The sequence below is a fragment of the Streptomyces sp. NPDC004647 genome (assembly GCF_040609575.1).
Taxonomy (GTDB): domain Bacteria; phylum Actinomycetota; class Actinomycetes; order Streptomycetales; family Streptomycetaceae; genus Streptomyces.
The window spans coordinates 65,574-86,431 of the sequence record NZ_JBEXKU010000023.1; the positions used below are offsets into that span (position 1 = coordinate 65,574).

Genomic DNA, 20,858 nt, shown 5'->3' on the forward strand with positions numbered 1-20,858 from the left:
CGTGCGCGCCGCACATCGCAGAACACCGGCCGCCCGGATGGGCAACGTTTCTCGACGCGGACCCGCACGCGGACTCGGACGAGGACGAGGACGAGGAAGCGGACATGAAGGCCGCCCGGCGTAACGGGCGGGCCGTAGGCTCTGGGCATGAGCAACGTGGTGGACGGGACGGGAGCGGTGCGAAAGATCGAGGTTCTCGACGCGGTGACGCCCGAGACGGCGCGCGCCGTGATGGAGCTGCTGGAGGAGGCCGCACGGGTCGACGGGCAGCAGGCCGTGTCCGAGCAGGGCCGGCTGCAACTGCGCGGCGGGCGCCGCGAGGGCGTAAGGCACCTGCTGCTGCACGAGCGGGACGGCGACGGCGGTTCCACGCTCGCCGGATACGCGCAGCTGGAGGTGACGGACCCGGTGGAGGCGCCGGCCGCCGAACTGGTCGTGCACCCCGCGCACCGCGGGCGGGGTCACGGCCGGGCGCTCGGTGGCGCGCTGCTCGAAGCGTCCGGCAAGCGGCTGCGGATGTGGGCGCACGGCGGGCACCCGGCGGCCCGGCATCTGGCACAGGTGCTGGGGCTTTCGCTGTTCCGGGAGCTGCGCCAGATGCGCCGGCCGCTCGCCGGTCTCGCGCTCGAGGAGCCGGTGTTGCCGGCGGGCGTGACCGTACGGACATTCCGCCCCGGGCAGGACGACGCCGCGTGGCTCGCCGCCAACGCCGCCGCCTTCGCGCACCATCCCGAGCAGGGGTCACTGACCCAGCGGGATCTCGACGACCGCATGGCGGAGGCGTGGTTCGACCCTGAGGGCTTCTTCCTCGCCGTGGAGGGGGAGCGGATCGCCGGCTTCCACTGGACCAAGGTGCATGCGAACGAGCAGCTGGGTGAGGTGTACGTGCTCGGTGTCGTGCCGGGAGCGCAGGGCGGCGGCCTGGGCAAGGCGCTGACCACGATCGGGCTGCGGCATCTCGCGGCCACGGGGATGCCGACCGCGATGCTCTACGTCGACGCGGACAACGCCCCGGCCGTGCGGGTCTACGAGCGGCTCGGGTTCGTCACCCACGAGACTGATCTGATGTACCGCACCGAGACATGAGGACGGACGGGCACTGACCGGAGGGGCCGCCCCGCCCGGACAGGATTCGACCGGACAGGATTCGACCGGACTGCTCGGGGCGGACGTGCTCCGGTCGGATGTGCCCTGAGCGGCCAGGCCCTGTGGGGAGCGCGCGCCCGGGGCCGTTCCGCGTGTCTGCCGGGTTGGCGTCCGGCAGACACCCGGGCACTGTTCAGCCGGCGTGCTGCTCGCGCCATTCGCGCGCCAGAATCGCGTACACGAGCTCGTCGGACCACTCGCCGTCGAGGAATTCGTTCTCCCTGAGATGTGCTTCGCGCCGCATGCCCAGCCGCTTCAGCACCCGGGCGGAGGCGGTGTTCCGGGCGTCGAGGCGGCCGCAGATCCGGTGCAGTCCGAGCTCCTCGAAGCCCAGGCGCAGCAGCTCCCGGGTGGCCTCGGTGGCGTAACCCCGGCCGCCGTACTCCGGATTGAACGCATAGCCGACCTCGCCCTGGCGGTGCTCCGCGCTGGTCCAGAAGAACGAGGAGTCGCCCACCAGTTGCCCGGTCTCCCGTACGACGACCGCGAGGTTCAGTACGTCGCCCCCCTCGGCCAGCGCCGTCAGCGGGATGTTCTTCTCCAGGCGCGCGCGGCTCTCGGCCTCGCTGAGCGGCCCCCAGTACAGGTAGCGCGTGACATCCGCGCGTGACTGGTAGGCGAAGAGCGCGTCGAAGTCATCGGGCCGCAGGGGGCGGATGTCCAGCCGTTCGGTCCGTATCGGGTAGTCGGGTGTCAGCATGAGCGCCAGCGTACGGAGCGCCGGGCCCTCGGACCGCTGCATTTGCGCTGCTCCAGCCCCTCCGGCCCCTCTTACCGGGCCCTCCGGCCCCCCGCCGCGGGCCGCGCTCGCCGAACCGGATGGACCGCTTCCGGTGAGCCGGGCCGACCGGGCAGGATGGGACCGCGCCGGTCGCCGCCTTCACGGGCAGAGGATTTCGCGGTGCGGGCGCCGTCACCCGATCGGCAGCGTCGCCGCCCGGCGGGTCCCCCCCGGGGGGTAGCGTCCCGATTGCCTGTCCGCCATGTGCGCTTTACCGGCGATTCACAGACCCTTGCGAACATCGCTGAATGCAGCCCGCTGTGCCGAAAGTCCCCACCAGACGGCTCTGTGCCGCTCCTCCGCCGCCTTCAACGCAGCTTTCCGATCTTTCCGACGCGCCGCAGGGCGCCGGCACGCGGAACAATGAGGACATGAACGAGTCCAGCGCTCCGGTACCGGTCCAGCACCCGCAGCCGTCGGTCGGCTCCATCGCCGCGCACCGGCCGCACACCGTGGCCGCGGCCGTCTCCGACCTGGAGCCCGACCTCGACGCCGACCTCGACGGGTACGAGGAGGACGGCGCCGGCAGCGAGCTGCCCCAGGGCCGCTTCCTGGACCGGGAGCGCAGCTGGCTGGCCTTCAACGAGCGGGTGCTGGAGCTCGCCGAGGACCCGGCCACCCCGCTGCTGGAGCGGGCGAACTTCCTGGCGATCTTCGCGAGCAACCTGGACGAGTTCTTCATGGTCCGGGTCGCCGGTCTGAAGCGACGGATCGCGACCGGTGTCGCCACCCGCTCCGCCTCCGGGCTCCAGCCCCGCGAGGTGCTGGACCTGATCTGGACGCGCTCCCGCGAGCTCATGGCCCGGCACGCCGCCTGCTTCCAGCAGGATGTCCTCCCGGACCTCGCCGACCAGGGCATCCACATGATCCGCTGGACCGATCTGACGGAGAAGGAGCAGGCCCGGCTGTTCAGCCTCTTCCGGCAGCAGATCTTCCCGGTGCTGACGCCGTTGGCCGTGGACCCCGCGCACCCGTTCCCGTACATCTCGGGTCTGTCACTGAACCTCGCGGTCGTCGTACGGAACCCCGTCAGTGGTCATGAGCACTTCGCGCGGGTGAAGGTGCCGCCGCTGCTCTCCCGCTTCCTCGAGGCCTCGCCGCAGCGGTATGTACCGCTGGAGGACGTGATCGCGGCGCATCTGGAGGAGCTCTTCCCGGGGATGGAGGTGCTCACCCACCACATGTTCCGGGTCACCCGCAACGAGGACCTGGAGGTGGAGGAGGACGACGCCGAGAACCTCCTGCAGGCTCTGGAGAAGGAGCTCATGCGGCGGCGCTTCGGGCCGCCGGTGCGGCTGGAGGTCGAGGAGTCCATGGCCCCGGAGGTCCTGGACCGGCTGGTCCGCGAGCTGAAGATCTCCGAGTCCGAGGTGCACCCGCTGCCCGGCCCGCTCGACCTCACCGGTCTGTTCGGCATCGCCAAGCTGGACCGGCCCGAGCTCAAGTTCCCGAATTTCGTCGCCGGTACCCACCGTGACCTCGCCGAGGTCGAGTCCGCGTCCGCGCCCGACATATTCGCGGCTCTGCGCGAGCGGGACGTCCTGCTGCACCACCCGTACGACTCCTTCTCCACGTCCGTGCAGGCCTTTCTCGAGCAGGCCGCCGACGACCCCGACGTGCTGGCGATCAAGCAGACGCTCTACCGCACCTCGGGCGACTCGCCGATCGTGAACGCCCTGATAGACGCGGCCGAGTCCGGCAAGCAGGTGCTCGTCCTCGTCGAGATCAAGGCACGCTTCGACGAGCAGGCCAACATCAGGCGGGCACGGCGGCTGGAGGAGGCGGGCTGCCATGTCGTCTACGGCCTGGTCGGTCTGAAGACGCACTGCAAGCTGTCGTTGGTCGTCCGGCAGGAGGGCGAGAATCTGCGCCGCTACAGCCATGTCGGCACCGGGAACTACCACCCGAAGACGGCCCGGCTGTACGAGGACCTGGGGCTGCTGACCGCGGACACGCAGGTGGGGGCGGACCTCTCCGATCTCTTCAACCGGCTGTCCGGCTACTCGCGGCGTGAGACCTACCGCCGTCTGCTGGTGGCGCCCAGATCGCTGCGCGACGGCCTGGTCCAGCGGATCAACAAGGAGGCCGCGCACCACCGGGCCGGCCGCCCCGCGTATGTCCGTATCAAGGTCAACTCGATGGTCGACGAGGCCGTCATCGACGCCCTGTACCGGGCGTCCGAGGCGGGCGTTCCCGTGGACGTCTGGGTGCGCGGCATCTGCGCGCTGCGGCCGGGCGTCCCCGGGCTGTCGGAGAAGATTCGGGTCCGCAGCATCCTCGGCCGGTTCCTGGAGCACTCGCGGGTCTTCGCCTTCGCGGGCGGCGGCGAGCCCGAAGTCTGGCTCGGCAGCGCCGACATGATGCACCGGAACCTTGACCGCCGTATCGAAACCCTGGTGCGCGTCGCCGACCCCGCCCACCGGGCAGCCCTCGGCAGACTGCTCGAGACCGGTATGTCCGACAGCACCGCCTCCTGGCACCTCGGCCCGGACGGCAACTGGACGCGGCACGCGATGGATGCGGACGGGCAGCCGTTGCGGAACGTGCAGGAGATGCTCATTGACGCCCGGAGGCGCCGGCGTGGCCCAGCGACACCTTGACCCTGCCGGCGGCCTCGGGGACGGACGGGGGACCCGCAGCGACCCGGGCCACGGAGACTTGGGCCCCGAGTCCGGCCCGCACCCGCGCCCGGACGGCGAGACCACGGCCAGGACGGCCACCGAACGCACGGACCCGGCGCGTGACCGTGACCGGGCGCGTGACCGTGACCTGGCGGGTGGCCGTGACCTGGCGGGTGAACGTGAACCGGTGGGCGAGCGGGACCCGGCGGCTGACCGTGACCGCGCGGACCGGGGCGGTCCGTCCGCACCCGGCAGCCCGGAGGCATCGGCACAGGGGACGCGCGTGATGGTCACGACCCAGCGCCCGCGCGGCCCGGAGGAACCATCGGCCGGGGGACAGGCCCCGGCCCTCACCGCCCGCGACGTGCTGGCCGGATATCTGCACACCCAGGCCGCCGAGTTCCTGCGCAGCCTGCGGCTGCACCGGGAGAGCGGCGCGGAAGCGGGCGAGGCGGTCGAGGCGGCGCGCCAGCTGCGCCGCTCCGCGCGGAGGATCAGCGGCGCGCTGCACACCTTCCGGCCGCTCACCGACACGGCGTGGTCCGACCCGCTGTGCGCGGAACTGGTCTGGCTGTCGGGCGTGCTCGCCCGTGAGCACGCGTACGCGGCGCGGCTGGCGCGCCTGCGGGGCGCCCTGCACCGGCTTTCCGGAGCGGACTCGGTCGCGGGTGCCACGGGTGCCGCACCCGGGCGTACGTCTGCGGACGGGTACGACCAGCAGGAGTACGCAGCGCGGGCACGTCTCGAGGAGGCTGTGTGCGCTGCGGAACGCGTGCCCAAGGGCGGCGGCGAATCCGACGCACGGAGCGCACAGGACGGGCAGGACGGGCAGGCCCGGCAGGACAGACGGAACGCGCGGGATGTACGGAGCACGCGGGACGCTCAGAGTGCCCGGGACCGGGACCGTGAGCCCCGGGCGGCGCGCAGCCGTGAGTCCGCGCAGCGCGTCGCCGACGGTGCGGCTCGGGCCTCGTCCCCTCTCCCCGGTGCGGTCGGCGCCACCGAAGGGGAGCCGGGTCGGGACACCACCACCGGCAGTCCGGCGGATTCCGGCAGCGTGACACGTCCCGCGGAGGGCTCGGGCCCGGCCGCCGGGGCCGCGACGACCTCGCCGGGCGGCGCGCTCACCGTCGGCGCCGCGCGCGCCGGAGCCCTCCTGGAGCGGCAGCTCACGCTCGCCAGGACCCGGGCGCACTCCGCCGCGCTCCAGGCACTCGGCTCGTCCCGCTTCCACGCCGTCGCCGACGCGGTGGCCGTACTGGCCTCCGAGGCGCCACTCGATCCGAAGACCGCGGACGGCCCGGCCGAGGAGGTGCTGGGGCCGCTGGCCGAGCAGGTGCACCGGCGGCTGGAGGAGGCGGTCGACGGGCTGCCGCTGGGCCGAGCCGGGTACCCGTACAACGCGGAGGCGTTGGTCCACGGCCTCGCCGCCACCGCGGCGGCCGACGCGCCGCCCGCGGCCGAGCAACAGGACGCTCCCTGGCACCAGGTGCGGCTGCTGGTGCGGCTGCGCCGGTACGCCCAGGAGGTGCTGGACGCGGCGGCCGCCGACGGGCCGGCCGGTGACGAACCCACGCTGAGCGTCCGGCTCTACAGCGTCGCGCAGGCGCTGGAGCGGCACCGTGACGCCGCCGAGGCCGCGGCCGCCGCGGCCTCCGCGGCCCGTACGCCGCGGATCGCCCCCGCGACGGCGTACGCGCTCGGCGTCCTCCATGCCGACCAGCGGCACGACGTCGAGGCGGCCCGCTTCGCCTTCGGCCGGCTCTGGCAGCGAATTGCGGTGAATGCCTGATGGACGACGGCAGGGACTGCGGAGCCATCCGGGCGGCGGGATGCGTGCTGTGGCGGCGTTCCCCGCACCCGGAGCAGATCGAGATCGCGCTCGTGCACAGGCCGAAGTACGACGATTGGTCGCACCCCAAGGGGAAGCTGAAGAGCCGTGAGGGCCCGGTGCAGGGCGCGCTGCGGGAGGTGCACGAGGAGACGGGCTTCGACTGCGTACTGGGCGCTGCGCTGCCCACCGCCTACTACCCGGCGAGAGGGCGCCCCAAGGAGGTGCGCTACTGGGCCGCGGAGGCCACGGACGGACACTTCGTGCCCAATCGTGAGGTGGACCGCCTCACTTGGCTGGCCCCCTCCGCGGCGCGCCTCCGCCTCACCCATGAGCGCGACCGCGCCCTCGTCGACGACCTGCTGAACGCCCTGCACATGGCCTGAGCGGGGCTCGGGACGCGCCCCCGGGAATGCGCCGCGCGGGCTGTCGGGGCGAGGGCCACTCGCCGGATCCGGCCCCGACCCGACCCCGACCCTGCCCCGACCGACCGACCGAGACCTGGAACCGGGTGCCGAGCAGGACCCCCCTGCCCGAGCCGCCCACGTCGAACACCGCGCCCACAGCACGCCTCCTGGGACTCAGCGGCGGCGCCGCAGCGACTTGTCGGCCAGCGACGGCGGCACGTAGTAGCTGTCCGCCGGGTTCAGGTCCGTACCCGGCGGCACGATCTCGTCGATCCGGTCCAGGACGTCCTCGCTCAGCTCGGCGTCCACGCCCTCCAGCGTGCTCTCGAGCTGGGCGAGCGTCCGTGGCCCGATGATCAGCGAGGTGACGGCCGGGTGGGACCGTACGAACGCCATCGCCAGGTGCGGCAGCTTCAGGCCCGCCTCCTCCGCCAGCTGTGAGAGCTTGCCGACGGCTTCCAGCTTGCGGGCGTTCTCCGGCAGCGCCGGGTCGAACTTGTGCTGTTCCAGCGCGGCCCGGCCGCCGGCCTTCAGATCGATGTCCGAGGCCTTTCCGTACTTGCCGGAGAGCCAGCCCGCGCTCAGCGGGCCCCAGGTCAGCACGCCCATGCCGTAGCGCTGGGCGGTCGGCAGCACAGCGGCTTCGACACCGCGCGCGAGGATCGAGTACGGCGGCTGCTCGGTGCGGAAGCGGAGGTGTCCGCGCCGCTCCGCCGTCCACTGGGCCTCGACGATCTGCTCGGCTGGGAAGGTCGAATGGCCGATGGCCCGCAGCTTGCCCGCCCGTACCAGGTCCGAGAGCACGGACAGGGTCTCGTCGATATCGGTGGCCGGGTCCGGCCGGTGGATCTGGAAGAGGTCGATGTGATCGGTGCCGAGGCGGCGGAGGCTGTTCTCGACCGCCCGGGTGATCCAACGACGTGAGTTGCCGCCGTCGTTGGCGTCCGGTCCCATCGAGCCGTGGGCCTTGGTCGCGAGCACGATGTCGTCGCGGCGGCCCTTGATCGCCTTGCCGACGATCTCCTCCGACTCGCCCTGGCTGTAGACATCCGCGGTGTCGATGACGTTGATGCCCGCGTCCAGCGCGCGGTCGACGATCCGCAGCGACTCGTCGTGGTCGTTGTTGCCCCAGGCGCCGAACATCATCGCGCCAAGTGCGTACTCACTGACCGAGATACCGGTTCCGCCGAGTGTCCTGCGCTTCATAGGAGTTCTGCCTCCGAATAGGGCTTCATAACGGCTGCATGCGGCTTCACACATGACGTGGCTGTGTGACTCCCACCCTCCGGGCCGTACGAAGCGGGGACCAGGCCCGGCCCAACCCGGGTCTGCCAGGACCACCTTCGCCGACCGATAATGGAATGGTGCATGCGGAAGCGGAGATCAGCTCGTTCCTGAAGGCGCGGCGCGCCGCGCTCGACCCGGATGAGCTCGGGCTGCCGGACGGCGCGACCCGCCGCCGGGTCAGGGGCCTGCGCCGGGAGGAGGTCGCCCAGCTGGCCGGGATCAGCGTCGACTACTACACCCGTATCGAGCAGGGCCGGAGCCGCAACATCTCGGACTCGGTGCTGGACGCGGTCGCGCGGGCGCTGCGGATGACCGCGGCCGAGCACACGTATCTGCGCAACATCGCGCTGCCGAGGCGGCGCAGCGCGGATGATGAGCCCGCTTCCGCGCAGCGGGTCCGGCCCGAGGTCCGCCGGCTGCTCGACGCTGTCGACGGCACGGTCCCGGCCTTCATTTACGGGCGGGGCCTGGACATGCTGGCCTGGAACAGGCTCGGCGGCCTGGTCTGCTTCGGCTACGGCCCGGTTCCGGGTCCGGAACCGGTGCCGAACGGCGCTCTGCTGGTGTTCCTCGACCCGGACGCCCGGACCTTCTACCCGGAGTGGGACCAGATCGCGCAGGAGACGGTGGCGGTGCTGCGGGCGGAGGCCGGGCGCCATCCCGAGGACCCGCGGCTGAACCGGATTCTCGGCGAACTGCATGAGCGGAGCGACATCTTCCGTCGGCTGTGGGAGGAGCAGGCGGTCCGGGAGCGGTACAACGGTGTCAAGCGGATCATGCATCCGGCAGTCGGCGAACTGAACCTGACGTACGAGACGTTCCGGCTACCGGTGGACCCCGACCAGGTGCTGTGCACCTACATCGCGGAGCCGGGGACCGCGACGGCCGACGCCCTGCGGCTGCTTGCCGCGGCGGGGCGCGAGGCCGGCAGCCTCGCGAGACAGGGTCCTACGGGCGGACGGTGATCCGGCAGCCCTGTCGCCGTGCGGTCGGTCGGGGCGGACCCACCGGATCCCCACCGGATCACGGAATGACGGGGGTCGGGCGGGGGACGACGGGATGGGGGGATGTCGGGACAGCCGGATGACAGGACGGCCGGATGACGTGATGACCGGCCGCTTATGCCAGGCGGTCAAGCCATCTGCCATCGGGGCACGGGACCACGCGTCGCTTGACCGGCTGGCCGAGCCACCCGCCGCTGAGTCACCGGGTCACCGGGTCACCGGGGCTTGACCGGCCGGCCGAGCCACCCGCGGCCTGAGTCACCGGGTCACCGGGTCACCGGGCCGGATCACCGGCATCACCGGCATCACCGGCATCACCGGGTCAGGCGTCGCGCGGCGCCAGGGCTTCCCACCGGACCGTGACCTCGCCCTGCCGCCAGCGGGCCGGACCGTCGATGATGGGCCAGTCCCCGGACAGGGCGCGTACGGCGTGGATCCAGCGCTGCCGGGCGCCCAGCGCGGCGAACGGCGCCGCGGCCGCCCAGGCACGGTCGAACTCGCTCAGAAACGCATGCACGGACTCGCCCGGCACATTCCGGTGGATCAGCGCCTTGGGGAGCCGTTCCGCCAGGTCGGAGGGGTGTGCGAGCGAGCCGAGCCGGGTTGCGAAGGTGACGCTGCGCGCCCCCTCGGGGCCGAGCGCGACCCATACGTGCCGCCGCCCGATCTCGTCGCAGGTCCCCTCGACGAGCAGCCCGCCGGGCGCCAGCCGGGCGCACAGCCGCTCCCATACGCCCCGGACCTGGGCCTCGTCGTACTGACGGAGCACATTGGCCGCCCGGATCAGCACCGGCCGCCGGCCCGCGGGGAGCGGGATCTCGAAGCCCCCGTGGGCGAACACCAGCCCGTCGCGCTCGTAGCGGCGTGCGGCCTCGACCCGGACCGGATCGATCTCGATGCCGACCACCCGGGCGTCCGGCCGTACGGTGCGCAGCCGTCCCAGCAGCTCGACGGCGGTCCACGGGGCGGCCCCGTACCCGAGGTCGACGGCGACCCCGTCCCGGTCCCGCCGCACCGCCCCGCCGTGCGCGGCGGCGATCCACCGGTCCATGCGCCGCAGCCGGTTCGGGTGGGTGGTCCCGCGAGTCGCCGTCCCGACGGGCCGGGAGGAGGGGGTGCGGGGAGCCATGGAGAGGAGGGTATGCGGTGGGAGGGGAGGTCCCCGCCGGAGGAGTCGACCGTCACGTTTTGGCAAAGCGGAAATGGTAGCGGGCATTCCGCTGGTTACACGGTCGAGAGGGGTGCCCGCCCCCGGCAAGGAGGTCTCGCGCGGTGAGCCAGTACGCGTCCCGTCTCGGAGCGCTCCGCGGCCGTGCCCACGGCACGTTCGTGGGCCCGTCCCGGCTGCGGCTGCCCGGCACCCCGCGCCGCCCGCGGCGCATCGCGATGCTCAGCGTGCACACCTCGCCGCTGCACCAGCCCGGTACGGGTGACGCGGGCGGCATGAACGTCTACATCGTCGAGCTCGCCAAGCGCCTCGCCGCGATCAACGTCGAGGTCGAGATCTTCACCCGGGCGACCACCGGCACGCTCCCGTCCACCGTCGAGCTGGCGCCCGGCGTCCTCGTACGGCATGTGGACGCGGGCCCGTACGAAGGTCTGGCCAAGGAAGACCTCCCGGCACAGCTGTGCGCCTTCACGCACGGCGTGATGCAGGCGTGGGCCGGCCACCGCCCCGGCCACTACGACCTCGTCCACTCCCACTACTGGCTCTCCGGGCACGTCGGCTGGCTCGCCGCCGAGCGCTGGGGGGTCCCGCTGGTCCATGCCATGCACACCATGGCGAAGGTCAAGAACGCCGCGCTCGCGGACGGCGACACCCCGGAGCCCGCGGCGCGCGTGATCGGCGAGACGCAGATAGTCCGCGCCGCCGACCGGCTCGTCGCCAACACCGACGAGGAGGCCGACGAGCTCGTACGGCACTACGAAGCGGACCCCGGCAAGGTCGCCGTCGTGCACCCGGGGGTGAACCTGGAGCGCTTCCGGCCCGGCCCCCCCGGTATCGAAGCCGGGCGCTCCGCCGCCCGGGCCCGGCTCGGACTGCCGCAGGACGCGCTGATCCCGCTCTTCGCGGGCCGTATCCAGCCGCTGAAGGCACCGGACATCCTGCTGCGCGCGGTCGCCGCGCTGCTCGAGGAACAGCCGCGGCTGCGCGAGCGGATCGTGGTGCCGGTTGTGGGCGGTCCGAGCGGCAGCGGCCTGGCGAAGCCCGAGGGCCTGCAGAAGCTGGCGGCCCGGCTCGGCATCGGTGATGTGGTCACCTTCCGGCCGCCGGTCGACCAGGACCAGCTCGCGGACTGGTACCGCGCGGCGTCCGTCCTCGTCATGCCCTCGTACAGCGAGTCCTTCGGCCTGGTCGCGATCGAGGCCCAGGCCTGCGGCACACCGGTCGTCGCGGCCGCGGTCGGCGGCCTGCCGGTGGCCGTACGGGACGGGGTCAGCGGCTTCCTGGTGTCCGGGCACGACCCGGCGGACTACGCCCGGATGCTGCGCCGCTTCAGTGACGACCCGGCACTGGTGGGCCGGATGGGCGCGGAAGCCGCGCGGCACGCGGAGTCCTTCGGCTGGGACACGGCCGCCGCGGCGACGGCGGAGGTGTACGCGGAGGCCATGCACGAGCGCCGTCGTCTAGGCTCGCCGCATGGCTACTGAATCTTCCCGGGGAGCACCCCCCGCACCCCTCGCGCGGAAGATCGTCGAGCAGACGCTCAAGGACGCGGACCTTGAGTGGGAGAGCCCGGCCGACGGCACATATGTCGTCAAACTGCCCGGTACGCGCAAGCTGTCGACGACGTGCTCGCTGGTGATCGGCAACCACTCGCTGTCGGTGAACGCCTTCGTCGTCAGACACCCCGACGAGAACCACGCGGCGGTCCACCGCTGGCTGCTGGAGCGCAACACCCGGCTGTACGGGGTGAGTTACGCGATCGACCGGCTCGGCGACATCTATCTGGTGGGGAAGCTGCCGCTGTCCGCGGTGACACCGGAGGAGCTGGACCGCCTGCTGGGCACGGTCCTGGAGAACGCGGACGGCAGCTTCAACACGCTGCTGGAGATGGGCTTCGCGACCGCGATCCGCAAGGAATACGCCTGGCGTACGGCCCGCGGCGAGTCGACCCGCAACCTCGACGCGTTCACCCACCTCGTCAAGGACTCCGCCGAACCGGAGTGAGTGCCGGCGCCACCACCCGCGGGCCGCCGTTCGCCAACGGCCCTGCGCTACCTGCCATGCGATCGGTCTGACTCAGGCAGCCAGGACGGCAGGCGGGCAGGGAGACAGGCTGGGAGGCGTCAGCGATAGCCGGTCACGTCGGCGGGCTTGCCCGCGTCCTGGACCTCGGTGACGTACCTCCAGGCGTCGGGCCGGCTGCCGTCGAGATCGGTGAAGCCGTACACCTTCGCCAGCTGCCCGCTGGACAGCGACTTTCCGTTCCAGCGCGACAGGTTGGGATCCTGTGCGAGCGCCGCTACGGCCCGGCCGACGAATGCCGGACTCTCGGAAATGGCGAAGTGGGGCGAGCGCTTTGTCGCCTCCTGCCAGTTCGATTCGGTGACGCCGTAGGCCTCGAGCATCATCTCCGACCGCAGCCAACCCGGAGTGAGTGACACAGCTGTCGCGTCATGGGGCCGCAACTCGTGCGCCAGCGCGAACGCCATTCGATTGACCGACGCCTTGGCCAGGTCGTAGAAGAAGGAGACCCGGTAATGGGCCGCGTTGTATTCATCGGTTCCGTCGGTCACCTCGACAACCAGGCCGCCTGGCGTCCCGATGAGCAGCGGCAGCGCGAAATGGCTGGTGACGGCGTGCGTTTCGACGGCCAGGCGCAGCGTGCGAAGCCCCGTGTCCAAGGAGGACTCCCAGACCGATTTGTTCCACTCGATCTCGGCTCCCCAGATATCGTTCACCAGAACGTTGAGGCGGCCCTGTTCGCTTCTGATGCGATTCACCAACGCGCTCACCTCGTCTGGCACGAGATGGTCGACCCGGACCGCGATCCCGTGCCCGCCGGCCTCGTCCACGAGCGACGCGGTCTCCTCGATCGTCTCCGGCCGGTTCATTTCCGATCGCTCGGACCCGCTCGTTCGCCCGGAGACGTAGACCGTCGCTCCGGCCGCTCCGAGTTGCACCGCGATTCCGCGCCCCGCTCCACGAGTCGCTCCGGCGACCAACGCCACTGTGCCTTCCAGTGATGTCCCCATGCCGCCGAACCTAGCATGATGTTCACCACTCCAGCTTGACTCGCTGAAGATAGGATGCTAATGCGATGTCAGGTCACGGAATCCGGACAAGGGCCGGCCGGGAGCTCACTGACCTTGTCGAGGAGCGGCGGCTGCTCGGCGGGCAGATTCCTCATCAGCAGCCAGTAGCCGACGGCCGCCACCGTACCGACGGCCGCACTGAAGCCCCACAGCGTGTCCGAGCCGTAGTGGTCGATGACGACGCCGCTCATCAGCGGTGCGGTCAGCGCGGCCAACGACCACGAGAGGGTGTAGACGCCCTGGTAGCGGCCGCGCCCATGGGTGGGGGAGAGGCGTACGACCAGGCCCATCTGGGTCGGCGCGTTGATGATCTCGCCCAGCGTCCAGACGCATACGGTCAGCGCGTACCCCGCCACCGACCCGGCGAAGGCCGTCAGCCCGAAGCCGTACCCGGTGAGCACCGCGGAGATGATCAGCAGCCGTGCCGGGTCCCGGCGTTCGATGAAGCGGGTCACGGGGATCTGCAGGGCAACGATCAGCACGCCGTTCACCGCGAAGACCAGGCCGAATTCGGTACTGGAGTAGCCGGCCTCGCCCATCGCGACCGGCAGGGCGACGAAGGCCTGCTGGAAGAGTGTCGCGATCAGGAAGGACAGGGTGACGATCGCCATGAAGCGCCGGTCGCGCACCACCGCGCCCATGCCGACCTCTGGCTCCGGCGCCGCGTCACCGACGCCCGCCCGTTCCGGCCGCGATTCCGGCAGCTTGACGAAGACGAGGACGGCGCAGAGCAGCGTCATCGCCGCCTCGCCGAGGAACAGCAACAGATAGCTGTGCTCGGCGAGCAGGCCGGCCACGGCCGAGGAGACCGCGAAACCCAGGTTGATCGCCCAGTAGTTGAGGGAGAAGGCCCGCACCCGGTCCTCGGGGGCGACGATGTCGGCCATCATCGCCTGCACCGCGGGACGGGAGGCGTTACTCGCCATGCCGACCAGGAAGGCGACCGCGGCGATCGCCATCGGGTGCTCCATGAAGCCGAGCAGCGCGACGGCGAAGGCCGTACAGGTCTGCGATACGAGCAGCGTGGGCCGCCGTCCCAGACGGTCCGTCAGCACCCCCGCGACCACGGCCGACACCGCGCCGCCGAGCCCGAACAGGGCCGCGACCAGGCCCGCGTACGAAGCCGAATAGCCGCGGTCCACCGTCAGGTAGAGGGCCAGGAAGGTGGCGACGAACGCACCGAGCCTGTTGACCAGCGTGGACGTCCACAGCCACCAGAACGCGCGGGGAAGACCGGAGACGCTTTCCACGACCGCTCGCCTCAGATTGGCTGTGAACACGCAGCGGCCCCCCGGCGACGTAAGTGGTGATATCGGCAAGCGCAGCTTACGACCGCCGCGGGGCGGGCACCACCGATTTTCGGGGGGAAGGGGGTCGGCCTCCCAGGTGGCGCGGACCCCGGCAGGAGTCATAGGGGGCTACGGGGGCGGGCCCTTGGAGGAAGCTACGGCGGACGCTGCCGGGGCCGGCCGCCGTGGAAGCCCCTGGGGCTACGGGCAGGCGCAGGGGAAAAGGGCTCGGAGCCGCCGAGCCCCCGGATCCGTAGCGCGGGGCAGTCCGCGAGGGGCCACGGGGGCCGTCCCCTCGGCGCGACGACGTCGATTAGGCTCGGCGACATGGCCGACGCACCGTACAAGCTGATCCTCCTCCGCCACGGCGAGAGCGAGTGGAATGCGAAGAACCTGTTCACCGGCTGGGTGGACGTCAACCTGAACGACAAGGGCGAGAAAGAGGCCGTCCGCGGCGGTGAGCTGCTCAAGGACGCAGGCCTGCTCCCCGACGTCGTGCACACCTCGCTCCAGAAGCGCGCGATCCGCACCGCGCAGCTCGCCCTGGAGGCGGCCGACCGGCTCTGGATCCCGGTCCAGCGCTCCTGGCGGCTGAACGAGCGGCATTACGGCGCGCTCCAGGGCAAGGACAAGGCGCAGACGCTCGCCGAGTTCGGCGAGGAGCAGTTCATGCTGTGGCGCCGGTCGTACGACACCCCGCCGCCGCCGCTCGAGGACGGCGCAGAGTGGTCGCAGAGCGACGACCCGCGCTACGCGACGATCCCACCGGAGCTGCGGCCGCGCACCGAGTGCCTGAAGGACGTCGTCGTCCGCATGCTGCCGTACTGGTACGACGGCATCGTCCCGGACCTGCTGGCCGGCCGTACGGTCCTGGTCGCGGCCCACGGCAACAGCCTGCGCGGCCTCGTCAAGCACCTCGACGGCATCTCGGACGCGGAGATCTCCGGCCTGAACATCCCGACCGGAATCCCGCTCTCCTACGAGCTGGACGCCGACTTCCGTCCGGTGAACCCGGGCGGCACGTACCTCGACCCGGACGCGGCGCAGGCCGCCATCGAGGCCGTGAAGAACCAGGGCAAGAAGAAGTAGCTTTGGTGATCATGCCCCCGACCTGCGCATACGGCGCGGAGCGGGGGCATTTTCACGGCCTGGGCCCTCTGTGGGACCTCAGCGCGACGACCCTTGCGGCGGTCGGAGTACCTGGCCGAGAGCCTGCCGGGCGCGGTCCCGGCTACTCGGCAAGAGGTGCGCGTACACCTTCAGCGTCAGTCCCGGGTCGGAGTGCCCCAGGTACTCACTGACGGCCTTGATGCTCTCTCCCGCGTCCAGCAGAACCGACGCGTAGAAGTGCCTCAGGGCGTGCATGCCGTGCTCCCGGGCGGCAGCGTGCGCGCGGCTCTTGGCCATCGGGATGACGCCGACGGCCGCCAGTGCGGGCTTCCAGTGATCTTCATTCAGCGACGTACGCCAGACGTGGCCACCGTTGGGCCCGCTGAAGATCAGACGCTTGGTCACGGGCTGGCCGTTCGCTCGCATCCACGGCAACGTGATCTCGACCGGTGGGAAGCGCTCGATGTGCTCCTTGAGCGCTTCCGCCACGGGATCGGGCAGAGGTACGTCACGGAGCTTGCCGCCCTTTGGGGGCGCGAGCACGGCCTTGCTCAAGCTCAGTTTGAGCTGTTGCACCACGTGCAGGGTGCCGCTGTCGAAGTCCACCTCGTCGACGCACAGCCCGAGGATCTCGCCTTGCCGTAGGCCGCAGCCGGCGCCCAGGTCGACCATGGGTCGGAAGCGTTCGGCCATGGCGCCCCGCATGGCGAAGACGCGTTCCGGCTGCCACGGGACGACACGGCGCGTGCCCATCTCGGGAAGTGTCACTGTGCGCGAGTTGCACGGATTCCGGCGGAGGTAGCCGTCCTCGACGGCCGCAGAGAGCACGGCCCGGACGTTGGAGAAGATCACGCGGGCGTACGCGCCGGACATGCCGGACGCTTCGAGCTGCGTCACGAACTCGCGGATGTGGCTGGGCTGGAACGACCCCAGAGGACGCGACCCGATGCGAGGGAAGGCGTGCAGCTTGAGCTGTGACTGCATCGACGCACGGGTGTTCGGGTCGCCGCTCTGGCTCGCGAGCCAGCCTTCCGCGAACTCCTGAAACGACGTTCGGGACGCGTTCGGGTCGATGTAGTCGCCGCGAGCCACGTCCGCCGTAATTTTGCTCAGCCACTGCTCGGCGAGGCGCTTCTGTCCGTCGAGGAAGGACTTGCCCTTGCGCTTGCCGTCGGGCGCGAAGTAGCGGGCCCGGTAGCGCATGCCGGTCCCATAGCGCTCGGTCTTGACGCGGACGGTCTTGCCGTCGGCGTTGGTCTCGGTCTTGAACCAGCGGTCTTGGATGCTGCCTGCCATATTCGGCGGAGTCCTCTCTCGGCATGGAGCAGGGCCGGCCGCGCGGCCGGCCCTGCTTGTGTGAGGTGTGTCAGACCGCCACGCGGTCGGCGTTCTTGAGCTGTGCGACGTAGGCACCGACTTCGCCCGGGTCGTAACGGACGTGTTTGCCGATGCGGAAGCCGGGCGGGCCGGTGCGCTTCCTGCGCCACTGGTAGACGGTTTCGCGGGGGACGCCGAAGATCTCGGCGATGTCGTCGGGGGTGAGGTATCGGTCGGGCAGGCCACTGCGGAGGGCAGCGCGAGCATCGGGTTGAGCGGAACAGGGTCGGCTCATAGGGGCCTCGGTGTCGGGTCGTGTTGCGTTCGGGGGCTTCTCGCGGTGCGCGTGTGTCCGAGCTCCGGATTTCTGCGTCATTGCGTCATCAGCGTCATTCGCGCGTCTGACCTGCGGTTTTGTGTGACGCAGTGGTTTGGGGGTGCGTCATTGGCGCGTCATGGGCTGCGTCATCCGGTGACGCAGATGACGCAGGATGACGCAGGCACCGCCGTCTGCGTCATAGCTGTAGCCGCAGGTCAGGGGCCGTTTTCCGGCCTGCATGACGCAGATGACGCAGCGTCTCTCCTCTTAGGACAAAAGAGGGGGGTGTCTGTTGTGGTGCCCTCAAAGCGTGAAGAAGGAGCCGCTGCGCGGCGCGTCCATCGGGCGGCGTTCCGCCGAACAGCAAGAGGAGCACGCCTGCCCGGTGGTGCTCTTCTTGCTTGTCCGGACGATCGTGCCGGGGCGCGGATCAGAACATCCGCTTCTCCTCGTGTGGCGGCGGGGCTGCCAGGCGGGTCATTTCGAGGTAGCGGCCCTCGCTGGTGCGGCCCGCGTCGATGAGGACGCCACGAGAGGCCAGCGTCGGCTGGAGGCGCTTGAGGCGGTCGGAGAGGACCTTGCCCGTGGTCGGCCACCCCTTAGGCAGGGGACGCAGTTCGTCGCCGCTGTAGAGGCGACTGAGGCAGTGCAGCCACTCGGTAGAGGTCATCCGCTGCTCTGCGCCCGCCTCGATGCTGTCGGCGTGTCGGAGGACGGTCTGCGCGAGCAAGTCACCCTCGATCACATCGTCGTTGAGATCATCCAGGCTCCTGCGATAAGCGGCGAGCGCGCCCAGGCCGGCCGCCGCGTCGAGCTGCGCGCACAGATGCGCGAAGTCCGCCATCCGCAGGTCGGTTGGGGTTTCCGCCTCAGCCGCACGGACCTTGACCGTGAGATCGAGCAAGGACCCGAGAACGACCGGCAGCACCTCTGCGTACTCGGCCCACAGCTCCGCCTCGGTGCGCCGGACGCTCGGGCGCTCCAGACGCAGGGGCAGGAGGCGTTCGGCGAGGTCGGGTCGGATGACGCCCACGTCAATGCCGGTCAGCAGCATCGGGCGGCGGTAGCGGGCGCGGACCACGTCCCCGTCGGTGTACAGGGCGCGCTTGACGTTCTCGGCGCCGGTGACGATGCAGCACATGGCGTCCGATAGGTCCGGGGTCATGTGGGAGAGGTTGTCCAGAGCGGTGACCCATCCGGCCGCCACGGCCGCGATCAGGTTCTCCTCATCCTTCGGGGCCCGGCGCAGGTCGCCGCTCATGCCCTCGCTGATCCTCACGAGCATCCGTCCGCCGGTGGACTTGCCCGCGCCTTGGGGGCCGGTGAGGAAGGGGGCGGGGACGGGCACGGACGGTCCGAGGCAGCCGATGAGCCAGGCGATGGCCAGGCACTCGGTTTCCGCGCCTGCGAAGTTGCACAGCCTCAGCAGGAGGTCGATGCCCTTGCCGTCGGTGTCCTTGGCGGGCAGGGGCAGTTCGCCGGTGAGCTGGGTGCGGCGCCAGCAGACTTCCTGCGGGTCGGGGATGGCGATGTCCCAGCCGGTGGGGTGGATGCGGACGGACTGCCCGTCGCTTCGGCCCAGGTCCAGCCACGTCGCCCCGTCGAATCCGGGGGCGACGCGGATGTGGACGGGCTGCACGTCCTCGGTCAGCGCCAGTGCTTCGATCAAGTCCAACGCTTCCTTGAGTGCGGCGCCGTTGAACACGCCGTACCCGTCCCGGAAGAGGCCGACCATGAGTTCCTGACGGTGGCTGCCCGTCGTGCCCTGCGAGCGGATTGGGCGGGCCACGGGATGGCCGTTCTTCTGCGCGTACACGGTCCCATCCGCGGTGCGGAAGTACCGGAAGTGCGCCTGCGCGTAGTCGGTGATGACCTCACGGGCCGGAGTCTTCTCGTCCTCGGCCATGGCTACAGTCCCAACCGGATACGGGCGTTGGACCACGCGTCGGCGCAGTGCCGGGGCGATTCGCCCTTGGCCTGCGCGGCGGCGAACAGCCGCGCGACGTGGGCGTCGGTCAGGCAGCCGCACCGGCCATGCGCGGACAGCACGGCCAGAAAGGTGCGGTAGGCGGTCGCGTGCACCGCGCTGCGAGCCTCGGTGATGCGCTGCTCCGCCATGGCGATGCCACGGTCCAGGTAGGCCGGCGTGCGATGGCGGCACTGGCCGCCCCCGACCGGCGAGGGCACGGTGATGGCGTGGGGCGCAGGCCGGGCCGTGGAAGGCGCCTTCACGGTCAGCGCGCGCACGGCGTCCGGCAGGTCGGTCATGGTGCCGGTTCCGGGGCCGAGCCAACGGGCGTAGGCCATAAGCGACTTGATGTCGACACCGGGCCGCACGGCGTTCGCGGACTGCATCGCACCCCAGTAAATCCAGTGCTCACCCCGCGTCGTGCGCACGGTCCGGGTGGGTGCCAGACTCCGGCGCGCCCATGCGAGGGCGTCGGCGTCGTCCAGGTCGACGACTGTGAGCCCGGCGCCGCCGGGGTGGTAGCCGACGCACGCAGCCTGCCGCCACGCGGCGGCCCATGCAGGTGAGGTGACGACGGCGGGGGCGGTGGTGGCGGCGGCCCATGCGTGGCAGACGCCGGGGCAGCGGCAGGGCCCGGGGGTCTTCATGTTCGGCCGGCCACCGCACGCGTTGTGCGCGCAGATGAGGCAGTTGCCGAATGGCATCTTGCCCGGGCGCAGGGGCAGGACAGGCACGCCGGACACCGCGAGGCTTAGCGCGGTGTGCAGGGGGTACGGTGCCTCGGGTACGCCGCTCAGCCCTGGGACGGTGTCCGGCACTCGCCGGATGGTGGTGGGTTGAGTCATGCTGGGGTATCTCCAGTTCCTGGTTGGTTCTGGTTGGCAAGGGCGGCCCCGCGGCTTTGGCGAGACGATGGGGGCCGCCCTTGGTGTCACTGGTGGTTGTTCGTCTTGGCCCACACGCCGGCTGTGCGGCTGTGGACGTTGCGGCGGTCCTGGTAGACGGGGCCCTGGTAGTGGTGGTGGATGTCCGGGGCGGGCTTGGCGCGCTTGGCGAGCCGTCCGAGGGCGAGCACGAGGGCGGTGGGGGCGCCGAACACGAGGCCGCACACCACCGGGTCGGCGAACTGGGACACGTACATCAGGACGGCCGCGGTGCCGCCGACCATGGCGGTGGTGGCGCCGCCGGCGAGCATGAGCACGCTGGCATCGGTGGCGCCCTGGCTCATCGGGGTCCGTCCGGGCTGGGCGACGGGCGGGGTGTCGCCGTGGGCGGGTACCGGGGTGTCATCGCGGTAGGCGGTGGGCCGGTAGGCGTCGGCGATGATCCGCCGGGCCTCGACCTCGGCCTGAACCTCGCCCAGCCCGGCGCCCGTGGAGGCCGTTTGAGGGGTGGTGTCGGGGTACATGCGGAATCCCTTCCGGCGCGTGGCCAGGGAGGCACAGACACCCCCTTGAGGGGGCGCTCTGGAGGGGTGTTCGGGGGCTCTGATCTGCGCGCCTCCCTGACTCCCTGAA

18 protein-coding genes are annotated in these 20,858 nt (G+C 71.2%); 8 read left to right on the plus strand and 10 right to left on the minus strand.

The features are described from left to right. Positions 1–147: 147 nt before the first annotated feature. The gene (gene mshD / locus ABZW18_RS13115; protein ID WP_356186227.1) at positions 148–1,086 is read left to right on the plus strand and encodes a mycothiol synthase; all 939 of its coding nucleotides are present in this window, start codon (positions 148–150) and stop codon (positions 1,084–1,086) included. A 193-nt stretch (positions 1,087–1,279) separates the two neighbouring features. On the opposite strand, the gene ABZW18_RS13120 is transcribed toward mshD, so the two are convergent. Then, positions 1,280–1,846: a GNAT family protein gene (locus ABZW18_RS13120; protein WP_356186230.1), complete on the minus strand. Its 567-nt coding sequence runs from the start codon at positions 1,844–1,846 to the stop codon at positions 1,280–1,282. 452 nt (positions 1,847–2,298) lie between these two features. On the opposite strand from ABZW18_RS13120, the gene ABZW18_RS13125 reads away from it, so the two are divergent. The 3 genes from ABZW18_RS13125 to ABZW18_RS13135 all read left to right on the plus strand — a co-directional run bounded on the left by ABZW18_RS13125 (position 2,299) and on the right by ABZW18_RS13135 (position 6,765). Continuing rightward, entirely contained in the window at positions 2,299–4,527 is a 2,229-nt protein-coding gene (locus ABZW18_RS13125; RefSeq protein ID WP_356186232.1) for an RNA degradosome polyphosphate kinase, read from the plus strand. A 307-nt stretch (positions 4,528–4,834) separates the two neighbouring features. Further along, positions 4,835–6,340 (plus strand): CHAD domain-containing protein, encoded by a 1,506-nt coding sequence (locus tag ABZW18_RS13130; protein WP_356186301.1) that lies wholly within the window; start codon positions 4,835–4,837, stop codon positions 6,338–6,340. After that, positions 6,340–6,765: an NUDIX hydrolase gene (locus ABZW18_RS13135; RefSeq protein ID WP_356186235.1), complete on the plus strand. Its 426-nt coding sequence runs from the start codon at positions 6,340–6,342 to the stop codon at positions 6,763–6,765. The genes ABZW18_RS13130 and ABZW18_RS13135 overlap by 1 nt, the downstream gene beginning before the upstream one ends. A 195-nt stretch (positions 6,766–6,960) precedes the next feature. On the opposite strand, the gene ABZW18_RS13140 is transcribed toward ABZW18_RS13135, so the two are convergent. After that, the gene (locus tag ABZW18_RS13140; protein ID WP_356186237.1) at positions 6,961–7,992 is read right to left on the minus strand and encodes an aldo/keto reductase; all 1,032 of its coding nucleotides are present in this window, start codon (positions 7,990–7,992) and stop codon (positions 6,961–6,963) included. 155 nt (positions 7,993–8,147) lie between these two features. Between ABZW18_RS13140 and ABZW18_RS13145 the strand changes: the two genes are divergently transcribed. Then, positions 8,148–9,038: a helix-turn-helix domain-containing protein gene (locus tag ABZW18_RS13145; RefSeq protein WP_356186239.1), complete on the plus strand. Its 891-nt coding sequence runs from the start codon at positions 8,148–8,150 to the stop codon at positions 9,036–9,038. A 361-nt stretch (positions 9,039–9,399) separates the two neighbouring features. Here ABZW18_RS13145 and ABZW18_RS13150 read toward each other — a convergent pair whose 3' ends face one another. Then, positions 9,400–10,206, minus strand: coding sequence for a class I SAM-dependent methyltransferase (locus ABZW18_RS13150; RefSeq protein ID WP_356186241.1), 807 nt, complete (start codon positions 10,204–10,206; stop codon positions 9,400–9,402). A 143-nt stretch (positions 10,207–10,349) separates the two neighbouring features. Between ABZW18_RS13150 and mshA the strand changes: the two genes are divergently transcribed. Together mshA and ABZW18_RS13160 are read left to right on the plus strand one after the other, a co-directional pair. After that, on the plus strand, positions 10,350–11,729 hold the full coding sequence (gene mshA, locus ABZW18_RS13155; RefSeq protein WP_356186244.1) for a D-inositol-3-phosphate glycosyltransferase: 1,380 nt from the start codon (positions 10,350–10,352) through the stop codon (positions 11,727–11,729). After that, complete coding sequence (locus ABZW18_RS13160; RefSeq protein ID WP_356186246.1) at positions 11,719–12,249, plus strand: YbjN domain-containing protein; 531 nt, start codon at positions 11,719–11,721, stop codon at positions 12,247–12,249. The genes mshA and ABZW18_RS13160 overlap by 11 nt, the downstream gene beginning before the upstream one ends. A gap of 119 nt (positions 12,250–12,368) precedes the next feature. Here ABZW18_RS13160 and ABZW18_RS13165 read toward each other — a convergent pair whose 3' ends face one another. Continuing rightward, complete coding sequence (locus tag ABZW18_RS13165) at positions 12,369–13,277, minus strand: SDR family oxidoreductase (protein ID WP_356186248.1); 909 nt, start codon at positions 13,275–13,277, stop codon at positions 12,369–12,371. 68 nt (positions 13,278–13,345) lie between these two features. Next, complete coding sequence (locus tag ABZW18_RS13170; protein WP_356186250.1) at positions 13,346–14,617, minus strand: MFS transporter; 1,272 nt, start codon at positions 14,615–14,617, stop codon at positions 13,346–13,348. Between the two features lie 336 nt (positions 14,618–14,953). Here ABZW18_RS13170 and ABZW18_RS13175 point away from each other — a divergent pair, with 336 nt between their 5' ends. After that, on the plus strand, positions 14,954–15,715 hold the full coding sequence (locus ABZW18_RS13175) for a phosphoglyceromutase (protein ID WP_356186252.1): 762 nt from the start codon (positions 14,954–14,956) through the stop codon (positions 15,713–15,715). 78 nt (positions 15,716–15,793) lie between these two features. Here the strand turns inward: ABZW18_RS13175 and ABZW18_RS13180 are convergent, their stop codons facing one another. From ABZW18_RS13180 to ABZW18_RS13200, 5 genes are all read right to left on the minus strand, one after another. Continuing rightward, complete coding sequence (locus ABZW18_RS13180) at positions 15,794–17,032, minus strand: tyrosine-type recombinase/integrase (protein ID WP_356186255.1); 1,239 nt, start codon at positions 17,030–17,032, stop codon at positions 15,794–15,796. A 70-nt stretch (positions 17,033–17,102) separates the two neighbouring features. Beyond that, the gene (locus ABZW18_RS13185; protein ID WP_356186257.1) at positions 17,103–17,348 is read right to left on the minus strand and encodes a helix-turn-helix domain-containing protein; all 246 of its coding nucleotides are present in this window, start codon (positions 17,346–17,348) and stop codon (positions 17,103–17,105) included. Positions 17,349–17,802: 454 nt separating this feature from the next. After that, positions 17,803–19,278: an ATP-binding protein gene (locus tag ABZW18_RS13190; RefSeq protein WP_356186260.1), complete on the minus strand. Its 1,476-nt coding sequence runs from the start codon at positions 19,276–19,278 to the stop codon at positions 17,803–17,805. A gap of 2 nt (positions 19,279–19,280) precedes the next feature. After that, positions 19,281–20,186, minus strand: coding sequence for a bifunctional DNA primase/polymerase (locus ABZW18_RS13195; protein WP_356186263.1), 906 nt, complete (start codon positions 20,184–20,186; stop codon positions 19,281–19,283). Positions 20,187–20,272: 86 nt separating this feature from the next. Further along, positions 20,273–20,749, minus strand: coding sequence for a hypothetical protein (locus ABZW18_RS13200; protein WP_356186266.1), 477 nt, complete (start codon positions 20,747–20,749; stop codon positions 20,273–20,275). Positions 20,750–20,858: the final 109 nt, after the last annotated feature.